Raw genomic sequence first — 13730 nt, 5'->3', positions numbered from 1 at the left:
ATGGGAAAGGTGATAAATATTCCGCCACAATCAGGAACCGCATTCTTATTAAATAAAGGTGAACTGTTAAAGGTATCCTGTCCACTGGGTGAACAGGTCGCTGATATGACAGCACACAATGCTTTAGATAAAATGGAATTTTTGAGTAATGGGAAAACTTTGGACTTTGAAGAAACTTTACGATTGACCCAGGGTAGTAAACTTTACAGTAATCAAAGTAATCCAATGCTTGAAATTGTGGAAGATACTTGTGGTCTGCATGATTTTCTATTGGCCCCATGTTGTAAGCAAACGATGAAACATTTCTATAATATTGATGGAGAATGTCCCACTTGTGCCGATAACCTTCAAAATGCATTGGAAAAGTACAATATTGAAAGGGCCTTGATTCCTACGGCCTTCAATATTTTTATGAATGTACAAATAGCAGAGGACATGACTATTTCCGTTCAAAAACCTATAGCAAAGCCAGGAGATTTTGTGGTATTTAAAGCCTGTATGGATTTAATAATTGGTCTTACGGCATGTTCGGCGGGAGCTTCAAACGGATACTCTTTTAAAAATATTGAATATAGTATTGATAAGGTTACAGCAGGTGTATAAATATGGATGGGTTATACATAGATTTCCAATAGTATATAATCAAATAATTACAGGGTAAATTCTAAGGGTCCAATGACAATTAGTGTCCAATCAAAATTTCTTGGTTCTCTATCGTTTTACCATCCCTAATTTTAAGTATTGAGCAAAATTATTATTTGTAAGCCTATTAAATTCAATTAGTTAACAATTTTTATTTAAAATTTTAGATTATGAAATCGAGATATTTGGCTTGTATTGAAAGTTGTCAGGAATGTTATATGGATTGTCAGGATTGCCTTTATCAAATGTTGGGTAAGGATAGCATGAACGATTGTCCAAAGTGTTGTATACAATGTGCGGAGGTCTGCCTTAGTACAATGAAATTTTTAATGTCTAAAAGCCCTTTTGTCAAGGAGCAGGTATTACTGTGTGCAGAGGTGTGTAAATGGTGTGCTGAGCAATGTGGCGCACATGACCATCACCATTGTAAAGTTTGTGCCGAATCGTGCAAAATATGTGAGTTGGAATGTAGAAAATTAGCAGCTTAAAAATTTGGAACTTATGAAAGAAGTAGAAGTATCAGAAATTAAGGAACAAGATAAGCAACCTGGTATTCAGGGAATAATGGATCCGCAACCCATAAGTATACGGGAATCGTATCAAGGCAGTAATAAGCTTCAGGATAAAATTGCCATAATAACTGGCGGGGATAGTGGAATTGGGAAAAGTGTGGCCTTGCACTTTGCACGGGAAGGTGCGGATGTCGTCATAGTTTATTTGGAGGAAGATACGGATGCCAGGCAGACAAAATTAGAAGTAGAGCAGGAGGGAAGGGAATGTTTGTTATTAAAAGGAGACATTAAGCAGGAAATGTTCTGTAAAAAGGTCATTGAATCTACCATACACAAATTTGGTAAATTAAACTGCTTAGTCAATAATGCTGCAATCCAATTTCCCACAAACGATATTGAAAAAATTCAAGTTTCGAATCTAAAAGCAACGTTTGAAACGAATATTTTTCCTTATTTCTATTTGACTCAGGAAGCTATGCAACATTTGAAAGCAGGGGATACCATAATAAATACAACGTCCGTGACAGCTTACAGGGGCTCGGAGCATTTGATCGACTATGCGAGTACTAAAGGTGCCATAGTTTCTTTCACACGCAGTTTGTCAAAATCCTTAGCCAAAAAAGGTATTCGAGTAAACGGTGTTGCACCGGGACCTATATGGACTCCTTTAATTCCTGCAACCTTTTCTGGAGAGGACCTGGAAAATTTTGGGCAAGATGTTCCTTTAGGGCGACCTGGACAACCAGCAGAGGTGGGGCCGGCCTATGTCTACCTTGCTGGGGAGGACAGTAGTTATATAACAGGTCAGATATTACATATCAATGGAGGTGAAATTATTGGAGGATAATGGTTGAATTTTAGATGAACATGGAGGATAATTTTTGGCTTTTTATGGCAGATGACGATATGGAGGACCAGCAGCTTTTTGCAGAAGCAGTTTGGGAGTCACATCCTGAAGTAAAGATCAAGTTTTTTAATAGTGGGATGGACCTTTTAGAGTATTTGAAAAGTGACTCTCAAAAACCCAATGTCATTTTTCTAGATTTGCATATGAGGAAAATGAACGGGGAGGAAACTCTAAAACAATTGAGGGCACAATCCGATTTGGATGAAGTTCCCATAGTATTATATTCTGGGGTTTATAACTTAGATTATATCTCGTCATTATTTAGACTAGGTGCCAATCGCTACTTGCATAAACCAAGTGAATTTGAGATTTTGGTCACTGCTCTTGAGAGAACTATATGTTCTATAAAAAGTAATAATTTGTGGGGTACTTCCATAATTAATTATGTTTAAATATAAAGTATTGAAATAAGATCCCGATACATCCGGGATTTTATTTTTGTGGCACACCAACCCCAAATTTTTATTTAGGAGTCCTTTAAGGCAATTTTCTCAGCGTTGGGCATTCGCACCAAATTTATGACTTGCCAATGCTCTTCGCTAATGATGCAATTCAAGCGATAAATTATCGTATTCATTCTATTCGGCTTTGACATCGTGTATGTATTCCTCTAACATAGATTCATAATATTTATCAAACATATTGTCTGGACCCGCATACAGTCTTAATGTATAGTCCCTCTAAAATAGCCCCTTTCTTCAAAATTTAGATGTACCAAATGAATCTCTCAATAATTTATTGGGGAATTCTTTATGCATGATAGCCATTTTGTGAAAGTATGCTCTTAGGCCAGAAATCCATACGACCAGTGAATATTTTCGTTTGGGCAAACAAATACTCATGCGATAAACCTATGCTTTTTCGTATTCCTATTGTAAAAGGTGGGAAATCATGGACAAAAAAAACGGTTTGTGTGCTCACAAACCGTTGATTTATAAAGGTTTTCACCTTGTAGCGAGAGAGGGACTTGAACCCTCGGCCTCCGGGTTATGAACTTTAACCGCTATTTTCTACAATTTCAACTTATTGAAAAACAAGTAATTATTAAATTTATTTTTACTGTTTTAGTGTAAACCGTATACGGTAGCGTATACGGTTTACTTTATAAAAATATTGAACTTCTATAAATTCTCCTAATAATATTTGTAATGTGCACTATATTAAAGAAGATTGGTTAGAGGTTTGTAGATACCCCGATTTTTAGGACAGGTTCTGTACAAAACTAATATAATTATCAAGCCGCTCTTTTAAATAGATCAATGGGTTCATAGTCAATGGACTGGTGTCTTCTTTCATGGTTGTAATAATCAAAGTACTCTGCCAATAACAGATAAAGGTCCATACCATCCCTTGGCGGGTTCAGATAGATTTTCTCATACTTTAGGTTCCTCCAGAGCCTTTCGATAAAGGCATTGTCCGTGGCCCTTCCCTTACCGTCCATGCTCAGGCGTATTCCCTGACCCAAAACATAATTGGCGAACTCCTCCGCGGTGAACTGGCTCCCCTGGTCCGTATTGAGGATCTCCGGTGTCCCGTGCTCACCTATGGCCTCTTCCAATGCTTCCCTGCACCATTGGGCATCCATGGAATTGGACACGCTCCAGTTCAGGACATAGCGGCTGTGCAGGTCGATAATGGCCACCAGATAAAGATATCCCTGTTGCATGGGGATATAGGTGATATCTGTGGCCCATACCTGGTTTGGACGCTCGATGGTCAGGTTCCTGAGGAGGTAGGGATAAGTTTTGTGGTCCTTGCACCTACGGGAGGTATGTTTTCCCGGAAGGACTGCCCTAAGCCCCATTACCTTGTAATAGAGCCGTTCGATCCGGTTTCTGCTCACTTTATAGCCTTTGTCCCTGGTCAGCCAGATGTGCATCCGCTTGGCCCCTTTGAAAGGGTGGTGGAGATAATGTTCGTCCATCTCCCGCATGAGCTACAGGTTCAGTTCGGTCTCGCCCCTGGGCTTATAGTACAGCCCGGAACGATGGACCGACAATGTTTCGCATTGTTTTACAATGTTCATCTTGGAATGACCCTTGCGTATCATTTTTCTGCGTTCGGAGAGTGGTCTCAGCGCAAGGCGTCCTTTAAAAAATCGTTCTCGACCTTCAACTGGCCTATGGCCATTAGAAGTTTGTCCTTCTCCCTTTCGGCCTCGCTGCGGGCATCCTTCTTGCCCGATTCGAATACCTGCTCGGCCCCATCGAGGAAGTCGCGCTTCCATGCGCTGATCTGGGTCGGGTGAATCTCGTACTTCTGGGCAAGCTCGGCAAGGCTATGCCGCTCCTTAAAGGCTTCCAATACCACTTTGGTCTTGAACTTCGGGGTAAACTTTCTTCGTGTCATATTCAGTAAATTTAATGATTAAACTTACTGCCCTAATTTTTGGGGTATCTACATAAATCCTATCAGCAAGTTATGAGTGGTTCTGTGATTATAGGAATAGGACCTGAGGCTAAGTTGCCGGAGGACCATTTTTTAAAATTAAAGGAAAGTGATTCACGCCGTGGTATCGGTGTAGAAATTGTCTTAGAAGTTGATAATATATTAGCTGTTTATCAGCGCGTTAAGCAAAGCGGTTACCCATTACATGCCGAAATAAATGATAGACCGTGGGGGCTTACTGATTTTAGATTGATTGATCCCGATGGATATTACATAAGGGTTACCTCGAGAAAGGATTAATGCAATTATAGATTCACCTTTGATTCAATTTAAAGTTTAATATAATTCAATAATTCTTTGATGCTTATAGTTTTATAAAAGAATTACGATTAAATCAGTGATAAGTTTTTTGTATAAAATATTCGAAGACAATGTACGGCCATCTGGTGAAATTCCTATTCCATTGGGATATTTCAGATCCTTGTCCAATAATAATTCTCCTGAAACCAGCAAGCAATATACGCCTTGAAAAGGAAGCTCTTTCTTCCTATCTTCTAATCCATTGGGCAGTCCATAGGGTGGATCAGTAAAGTAGAGGTTTCCCAACGAGTCAAAAACACCATCATTAGGGCTATTGAGTTTCCTGTTTTCATAGTGAGGGACTAGTGGTATGTAGTTTTCGCTGGGATTATTTAAGGGAGCATCCATTTTAGAGATCATACGATCTCCGTGTTGTAAAAGTACCAATTCCCCAAAATTGTTTAGTAATAACCCATTGGATCCTGACTCTTTTCCGGTAAAGTTAGAAGCGGAGCATCCAGAAGGATTTAGGTAAAGTATCGTATCGTTTTGGGCGTTGAGTTTGTATACCTTGTTGTTGGGAATATCGGAAAATAAAAGGTAGTTGCCTTGCTCTATCCAAACCGGGCCCTCTGTCCAAGAAAAGCCGTGGGCAAGTTTCTTTACAGAGGTATTGGGGCTAATTATTTTTTTAGCAGATTCATCAAAATATTCTATGGAAAGCGCAGGTTGAAAATCGCTTTTTTCTTTATGGTTTTTCATTGGCTTTATGATACCTTTATTTCCTTCGTTACATGAGGCGAGAACTAAAAGTATTCCGAAAGCAGCCAAAACGACTTTCATATTATCATTCTTATTCGTTGTGAATCGATTCATTATTTAACTACCAGTTCGTCAATGAACCATCATCTCGATAAAGACGAGGAATATCGATCATGTTGAATTCTCGCTCTTGCGCCAGTTTTTCATTGAACTCTACTCCCAATCCTGGTGTATCTGATATACAATATCGAGGTCCATCTAACTGGGGGCGAACGGGATAAAATTCAGGAGCGTCAGTTCCCATGTATTGTGCAGGAGTGTTTACTTCTTCTAAATAACTGAAATTAGGGCAGGCTGCGGCAAGATGAATACTAGCCGCCGTGCAAATCGGACCCAATGGGTTATGCGGCATCAAGTCAACATAGTGTGTTTCCGCCATTGCAGCCACTTTCATAGCTTCTGTCAATCCTCCTACATTACAAACATCGATTCGCGCATATTGTGCAATGTTATTTTCCAAAAAGGGCATAAACTCCCACTTACTTGAAAATTCCTCTCCGATGGCAAAAGGTACTCTGACCATATCTCGCAAGGCTTGATATGCCTCAGGATTTTGGTCACGAATGGGTTCCTCTAAAAAATCGATGGTACCACGTGGCATTCGTTTCATGAACGAATAGGTTTCAGCAACATTCAATCGTGTATGGTAATCCACACCAATGATAATATCCGAACCTACTTCTTTCCGTAATTCGGTAATCCAGTTTGAAAGTTTGGCTATGGACTCCCTCGGTTCAAACCTACTCTTATCTTCTTGGGATTCAAATTCGGCCGGGGCCAATCTTAAAACCTTCCAACCTTCCTTTACACAGGTCGTGGAATAGTCTAAAAGCTCTTCCTTCGTCGTGAAGCGTATAGAAGCAAAACATTCTACAAAATCGCGCTGCTTACCTCCTAAAAGTTCATAGACCGGCACTCCCAAGGCCTTCCCCTTGATATCATACAAAGCAATATCAATACCAGAAATCGCTGCGGTAATCACCCTTCCGCCCTCAAAATATTGGCCTCGATATAGCTCTTGCCAAATAGCCCCGATCTGCCTCGGATCTCTTCCTATTAGGAAACCTCTAAAATGTTTAATGAGCCCAACAACTGCAAGTTCGCGACCTGTCAGTCCCGAACAACCCCATCCATAGAGGCCCGAATCGGTCTCAACTTTTATGACTAAATGAGCTCCGCCACCCTCGATATTGATAGGATAGGTCTTTATATCTGTTATTTTCATAGCTGCCATTTATTTACTCGATAATCGAGATTTAAAATGCTCCGAAACTTGAGTCGAAATCAATGTTAATTTACCTTCTAATGCCTTGAGGGCTTGCTTCGATGTTATTCACTTTTCATGAAAAGTAAGAAACTTTTATATTAATTTGGTCCATCGCTTTATTCCTTGGGAACAATACGTTCTACCTTACCCACTATAAAAATATAGCAGATCAAGCCCAATAAGGCCATGGCCCCTATAAAGAAGAGGGCAGGACTAAAGTCTCCATCTTGCACCAAATAGCCAATTACAATAGGTACGATGACCGCCGACAACCCACCGATGAAGTTAAAGGTACCTCCGATAAGTCCAATATTCTTTTTTGGGGCAATAAGTGAAACGAATATCCATGCAATACTCGCAAGACCGTTTCCGAAAAAAGCTATAGATAAAAACACGATTATCAAGGTTGTGTCAACCGTATAATTGGCACCTATAATCGCAATGGAAAGTAACATACCGGTAATGATGGGTGCCTTTCGAGCAACTTCGGATGAATATCCCTTTTTGATCAGGAAATCAGATGTAAATCCGGCCAACAAAACCCCTAAAAAAGCTGCTAGATATGGAACTGATGCATAGAAGCCGGATTTTATAAAATCCAACCCTCGGAATTCCACCAAATATGTTGGGAACCAGGTTAAGAAGAAAATGGTAGTTGCGCCCAAACAAAACTGACCAAGATACATACCCCAAAGTTTTCGGTATTTGAAGGCATTCGCCAAGTCATTCCATTCGAATTTGTCGGTATTATTTTTTACTTTAGCAGCAACCAATCCACCACCTTCTTCTATGTGCTTTAATTCGGAAGAACCGATTCGATTATGATTTTGAGGGTCTCTATAGAAAATATACCAAACCGCAGCCCAGACCAAACCAATTATTCCGGAAACAATAAATAGACCTCGCCAACCCAAAGCATCTTGTATCAGTGTTAGAACCGGCAAAAGCAGTGCCATGCCTAAAAATTGACCTGAGGTATATGTCGCGATGGCCGAAGCCCTTTCATTTTCAGGAAACCATCGTGTAACTATTAAGTTGTTGGTCGGGTAGGATGGTGCCTCGAACATTCCAATACTGGCTCTAAGTCCCAGCAGGGCGGCAAAAGAATTCACCATTCCCTGGATCAATGTAGCAATTGACCATAAAGCCATAATTACAGGATATAATATTCTTGATTTTACCTTATCGGCCACAATGCCTCCCGGAATTTGTAATATAGAATAGGTCCAACCAAAGGCCGAAAAAATATAACCCATCTGTATGGCATTTATTCCCAAATCTTCCTTTAGGGCTGCCGCTGCAATCGAGATATTGGTTCGATCGAGGTAGTTTATTACGACCGTTACAAATATCATCGCAAGGATGTTATAACGTTTCTTGCCTATTTTCTTGGTTGGGTTGGATTTCGTCACATTTTATTTTTTAAACGGAAAATTGATACTGGTTTTATATGCGTCAGTCAATCATCTCAGCATTAATTTCCCCATCCAAACTCGACCTGCGGTCTGAATTCGATACAGATACATGCCCAATTGTGCTTTTACCCCAGAATTGGTTAGGCCATTCCAGTTACATGTCCACTCTGATGGATTTCCTGCTTTTTCTTGATGTTCGTAAACCTTTAAACCACGCATGGAATAAATCGTAACGTCAACTTCATCACCTTCTTCCATTTTAATATCGAAGGTAATCGACTGTGTAAATGGATTGGGATAGATTCTCATGGAAGATTCTTCAGCAATCACAACGATTTCCTCTTCAACAGGTACTTCATTGGCTACATAGAGGTCGCCTTCAACCATATTTTGCCCTTCAATGATTTTGATACTTTGATTCACCGCTATATCATATATGGTCTCTTCAAGCCCACTTGGCCAAGAGATAATCAAACTATCGACCTTTTGTGTTTTGCCCAATCCAAAATGAACCTTATTAAGGCTTTGCCCCATCATAGTAGACCCATGATGAAATCGATGCTTGAAATGTCCTTCCGAAGCAACTTTTAATATAGCACCCAATGCGCTTCTATTAGATATTGTTCCCTCTAAATGTACCTTTAGCCAAGCGTTCGGGTTTGCGGTTTCATTCTTGTAGAGGTAAGGCGGGTTGTCACCTTGGTTGCTCACTAGGATATCCAAATCCCCATTTTTGTAGAAATCAAAAACTTCTGCCCCTATGCCATTTGCATTTCCATAGGCACCTGACCTAACGGACCAATTCTCGAATCTTTCCTCACCTTCAATACGAAGGTTTTTAAAAAAGACATTATTATATTGCAAATTGGTTTGACCATTGACGATATACAAATCCTCATCACCGTCGTTATCGGCGTCAAAAAATTTGTTGCCCCAACTGAAGTGACCATTTCCTACTTTCTCTTGTTCTTGTCTATTTTCAAAAATTCCACTTTCGGAACCCATGAACAAAGGGTTAAGAATGGATTCTGCTATATTGGTTATGTAGATGTCAAAATAACCATCATTATTGTAATCGCCGATTGATGAACCCATTCCGTCACCATTATTGACTAGGTTATACTCCTCTGTGAAGTCGACGAAATCTTCTCCCTCTTGATTTAGATAAAATCGACCTAATCCGAAGTCATTTACTACGTAAATATCCATCCATCCATCACTATTGGCATCTATTGGCAAGGAGGACCATGTTCTGGACGGATTGTCAAGATTTAAAGCACCTTCAATTTCGGTATAAGTACCATCACCTTGATTATTGAAAAGGCGGTTAGGAACGGTTAAATAATTGAGATAAAGAGCGAGATCTCCGTCATTATCATAGTCCCACCAAAGACCGCTTGAACTGCTACAACCTTGACAGGGAACAATATTGGCTTTTGAGGTTACATCTGAAAAAGTATCATTGCCCATGTTGCGGTACAGCTGAGTACCGTCTTGATGGGCCAGCAATAAATCGAGAAAACCATCATTATCATAGTCGACCCAAGACACCCCCAATTTCACATCCTTGCCATCAGCGTTCGAATGCTGATTGCCAAAACCGGCTTCAATCGTCACATCTTCAAACCAACCGCCACGGTTGTTCAATAAACGACTCCATGTTTTGGGTTTATCAGGTTGAAACGAATTATAGGCTACAATAAAAATATCTATATCACCATCTTGATCATAGTCGGCAACTGCATTTCCAAAATTACCTCCCATTTCGGATAATATTCGAACGTTCGTCTCTGAAAATTGTTGGGCACAAAGAATATGGCCGCTCATTAAAAAATGGAGGAACAAGAAAATGATAATAAGCTTAACGTAGTATTTTTGCATTCGGCCCGTGCCTAGTGAATTACATGGCTCAATTTATTCCAAAAAAAGCGGGATTCTATTTTTTGGACAAAGAGAATTTGTTCATTTGTACGTTTTTATTGTTCACAGTCGATTAGGGTAAAAGGGAAAACAATTGCATAAAGTAATCATTATTAGCAACTAGGATGGCTTCTTTGCCATTAACAATAATTGGTTTCATATCCTTAGCATCATGAGGGGCAAAAAAACCACTCTCAGCTACTGTTATCACTTCAAAATTTCCTAACCCGTCACCCTTTAGAAACAAACCAATACCAGCATCATTTCTAGGAGTTTCGATTTCAGAGGCGTAAAGATTACCTGATATCAAAAGATCCAGTTCTCCATCTCTATCAAAGTCTTTTGCGATAATATTATTGATGCTCGATACTTGGGCCAATTTAGGCAGTTCATGCTTTCTAAACGACTTGCCATCTACATTTTCAATATAGTAAGAGGCAAAGGTTTTTGCTTTTAAGTGAAGGGCCTTGTCTAAATCGTCACCATAAATATCCTGTAAATCAGCCTCTCCAAAGGACTCATACGTTGGGAACTTTTTATTTAAGGAAGGTATTTGCTGTATGGAGCAAGACCGACCGCGAATAGGGAACAATGTACCGTGTTCATAATAACTTAATACGATATCACTGGTGCCGTTATTATCAAAGTCATAATTATATACCTCGAAAGGAGTTTCATTCGATGCTTTATATTTATAGTTCAATCCCAAATTACCAACAATAAGGTCTTGATCTCCGTCGCCATCCATATCTTGGTGTATTACCTTGTAATACCAGCCTTCTGTATCTTGAAGACCTTCTAATTTATGTATTGAAAAAGTACCATTTTCGTCCTGAATAAAGGTAGTAACCGGCATCCACTCACCGACCATGACAAGGTCTAATCTTTTATCAAGATTAATATCGACCCAAGTCGCGGAGGTCACCATGCCAACGGCTCTTAATTCCGGGGCAGTGGTTTCAGTTATATCTACCAGAAATCCATTCCTATTTTCCAACAATTTGCTATTTGCCGGTTTTGGATAGTTGCCCGGTACTAATCTTCCTCCAATAAAAACGTCCAGGTCGCCGTCATTATCAAAATCGGCCTTTTCTACAATGGATCCACTAATCCGATCTTTTGGAATTCGATGTACATCCTTCTTAAAAACACCGTTGCCATTATTTATATAGATTCGATCTTGAAGTTCTTTAGCGTTTGGCAAGAACTCATTGCCACCGCTTACGACCAAAAGATCCAAATCGCCATCGAGGTCGATATCCAAAAAAGTGCTTCCCATGTCTTCAGAGGATTTATCAGCGGACCAAGCACCTTCTTTTACTTCTTCGAATCCATCGCTATCACTTTGAAGAAACAACGTACCTGAAAAGCCAGCTGAGCCACCGGTGTAGAAGTCGTCTAACCCATCACCATTCACATCACCAACTGCAATTGAAGGCCCGAAAGTGGACATTTTATGTGGCAGTAGAACCTCTTTGCTATAGTCATCAAATTCATTTTCCTTATGTCTATGGTGCAGACCCGCTTTCTTAGTAATATCAGCAAATAAATAATCACTTTCTTTAGTAAGCAATGCAGGATTAATTTTACCTGAGACTTCTTGATCAATAGTGAGTTGTTGATTAGCTTTCACATCATTTAAAGATTGAAATGTTCCATCTGGCCATTGAATATCTATTTTTTCGATTTTTTCAATATTACCAAGTCCGAAGTGGGCGACATCCTCACTTTTAGATAAATACCCTCTTGTATTCGTAAGCTCTATGGTCTGCCAAAAGGTCTCGTCTTTAAATAAAGAAATACGTGTACCGTAAATTGGTTTGTTGTTTTCGCGCCTAAGTTCTAGCCGTATATAGTTGCCTAAATTTCTTTCGCGGGTATTGTTCCTGTACAGAAATGCCTTTTCATTTATATTGTTTACAACGAGATCCAAATCCCCATCCGAATCTAAATCGGCATACGCTGCTCCATTGGATAACGAGGGGAGTTCAAAACCCCAATCTTTGATGACTTTGGTAAACGTTAGATCCCCGTTGTTTTTGAACATATAATTATTGATCTTATCTTCTGGAGCCATTTTTGCCAAAGCCAAAACATCCACAATATCTTGGAATCTTCTATTTTTTTGCTTTGCAACTATTTCAAGACTGTCCAAAAGAATTTCATATTTATTATTTACATCACTATATCGCATATTTCTTTTGATCCCATTTGTAACGAAAACATCCTTAAAACCATCATTATCAAAGTCAGCAAACAACGGTCCCCAGCTCCAATCTGTATTTGAAACTCCTCCAAGTTGTGCTAAATCACTAAAAGTACCATTACCATTATTTCGCTGAAGAGTGTTGAACATATATTGATAGTGACCACCCTCTTTCACGATTGCCCAGAAATCTTCGGGATTCATACCCCCCATATTAGTCTTGATTCGCTTATGATCTTCTGCCACCATATCAACGACCATGATATCAAGGTTGCCGTCGTTATCATAGTCGGCAATATCACTGCCCATGCTAAAATTGGACGTATGCTTAAAAGTCTTTTTAAGTACTTCTTTGAACTTGCCGTCAGCGGTGTTTAAATACATAAAATCAGGACGGTCGTAGTCGTTGGTTATATATACATCCGTCCAGAGATCATTATTGATATCCCCTATGGTCGCCGAAAGGCCATGAGCCAAATTCTTTGTTCCCGCCGCATTCGAGATTTCGACAAAACCCTTCGACCCGCCTAAATTCTTGAATAGTTTATCACTATATCTTGGGTCTGCATTTTTAAGTGGGGTTTTACCGCCTTTACGGTTGCCGTAACTTGGGGGTTGATTGACCAAATACATATCCAAGGCACCATCTTTATCAAAATCAAAGAAATTGGCTTGAACTGAAAAACCGGAATCTGCGATGTTGTTCGATTTTCCTGCTTCCGAAAAGGTCAAGTCACCATTATTCAGGTAAAGTAAATTCGGACTATTTTCTAATTTGTTCCTTGCGCTTTTACAGATATAAATATCCTGATGTCCATCATTATTAATATCAGCGAAAGTCACGCCAGTTGACCAAGTGTCCGTTTTCATGATACCACTTTTCTCAGTGATATCTTGAAATTGTAAATTCCCCAGGTTTAGATATAATCTGTCATGAACTTGGTTACCCGTGAAAAAAATATCAGGTAATCCATCATTATTGATATCGCCTATGGCCACACCCGCACCATTAACAAATTTCTCATTCAATAAATGATTGTCCTTATCGGTCTCAATTAAGGTATTCTGAAAATTCAGTCCCGAGTGCTTGTAATCGACCAATGTAAAATGCTTATCACTACTTTTTAATGGAATTGTTTTTTCATTGGAACATGAACTCGTCAGCATTACAAAAAAAAGAAAATATTTAAAGATTAAGTGATTTTTGTTCATTGATATAAGGTTCTATTTCATAAAATTAACTCAAAAATAACTCAACATCTAAGTTATTCTAAACGTTTAAGGTAAAGTAGATGAACAAGGCTAATGTCCTGTTTGCACTGCCTTCGTAAATAATCTGAGCATCCTTTAC

At 39.4% G+C, this 13730-nt stretch carries 11 protein-coding genes; 4 read left to right on the top strand and 7 right to left on the bottom strand.

What is annotated here, in order from left to right; all coding sequences use genetic code 11:
• The 3 genes from DZC72_RS13050 to DZC72_RS13035 all read left to right on the top strand — a co-directional run bounded on the left by DZC72_RS13050 (position 1) and on the right by DZC72_RS13035 (position 2453).
• The gene (locus tag DZC72_RS13050; RefSeq protein WP_125223352.1) at positions 1-603 is read left to right on the top strand and encodes a DUF1989 domain-containing protein; all 603 of its coding nucleotides are present in this window, start codon (positions 1-3) and stop codon (positions 601-603) included.
• A 540-nt stretch (positions 604-1143) separates the two neighbouring features.
• A complete protein-coding gene (locus tag DZC72_RS13040; RefSeq protein ID WP_125223350.1) occupies positions 1144-2001 on the top strand; it encodes an SDR family oxidoreductase in 858 nt (285 codons plus the stop codon).
• A 20-nt stretch (positions 2002-2021) separates the two neighbouring features.
• Complete coding sequence (locus DZC72_RS13035) at positions 2022-2453, top strand: response regulator (RefSeq protein WP_165869320.1); 432 nt, start codon at positions 2022-2024, stop codon at positions 2451-2453.
• 842 nt (positions 2454-3295) lie between these two features.
• Here the strand turns inward: DZC72_RS13035 and DZC72_RS13030 are convergent.
• Both DZC72_RS13030 and DZC72_RS13025 read right to left on the bottom strand, forming a co-directional pair.
• Complete coding sequence (locus DZC72_RS13030; RefSeq protein ID WP_125223348.1) at positions 3296-3994, bottom strand: IS3 family transposase; 699 nt, start codon at positions 3992-3994, stop codon at positions 3296-3298.
• 140 nt (positions 3995-4134) lie between these two features.
• Positions 4135-4410 (bottom strand): transposase, encoded by a 276-nt coding sequence (locus tag DZC72_RS13025; RefSeq protein ID WP_125223347.1) that lies wholly within the window; start codon positions 4408-4410, stop codon positions 4135-4137.
• Between the two features lie 72 nt (positions 4411-4482).
• On the opposite strand from DZC72_RS13025, the gene DZC72_RS13020 reads away from it, so the two are divergent.
• On the top strand, positions 4483-4749 hold the full coding sequence (locus tag DZC72_RS13020; protein WP_125223346.1) for a VOC family protein: 267 nt from the start codon (positions 4483-4485) through the stop codon (positions 4747-4749).
• Between the two features lie 72 nt (positions 4750-4821).
• Here DZC72_RS13020 and DZC72_RS13015 read toward each other — a convergent pair whose 3' ends face one another.
• From DZC72_RS13015 to DZC72_RS12995, 5 genes are all read right to left on the bottom strand, one after another.
• Positions 4822-5511 (bottom strand): SMP-30/gluconolactonase/LRE family protein, encoded by a 690-nt coding sequence (locus tag DZC72_RS13015; protein ID WP_165869319.1) that lies wholly within the window; start codon positions 5509-5511, stop codon positions 4822-4824.
• 121 nt (positions 5512-5632) lie between these two features.
• The gene (locus DZC72_RS13010; RefSeq protein ID WP_125223344.1) at positions 5633-6796 is read right to left on the bottom strand and encodes a mandelate racemase/muconate lactonizing enzyme family protein; all 1164 of its coding nucleotides are present in this window, start codon (positions 6794-6796) and stop codon (positions 5633-5635) included.
• 158 nt (positions 6797-6954) lie between these two features.
• On the bottom strand, positions 6955-8250 hold the full coding sequence (locus tag DZC72_RS13005) for an MFS transporter (protein WP_243641739.1): 1296 nt from the start codon (positions 8248-8250) through the stop codon (positions 6955-6957).
• Between the two features lie 51 nt (positions 8251-8301).
• Positions 8302-10134 carry a CRTAC1 family protein gene (locus DZC72_RS13000; RefSeq protein WP_125223343.1) on the bottom strand — a complete coding sequence of 611 codons (1833 nt, stop codon included), beginning with the start codon at positions 10132-10134 and terminating at the stop codon, positions 8302-8304.
• Positions 10135-10246: 112 nt separating this feature from the next.
• Complete coding sequence (locus DZC72_RS12995) at positions 10247-13591, bottom strand: FG-GAP-like repeat-containing protein (RefSeq protein ID WP_125223342.1); 3345 nt, start codon at positions 13589-13591, stop codon at positions 10247-10249.
• Positions 13592-13730 lie beyond the last annotated feature (139 nt).

The sequence above is a fragment of the Maribacter algicola genome, assembly GCF_003933245.1.
Lineage (GTDB): Bacteria > Bacteroidota > Bacteroidia > Flavobacteriales > Flavobacteriaceae > Maribacter > Maribacter algicola.
Note: the sequence above shows the minus strand (reverse complement) of the source record. Positions and strands in the feature narration are given on the sequence as shown.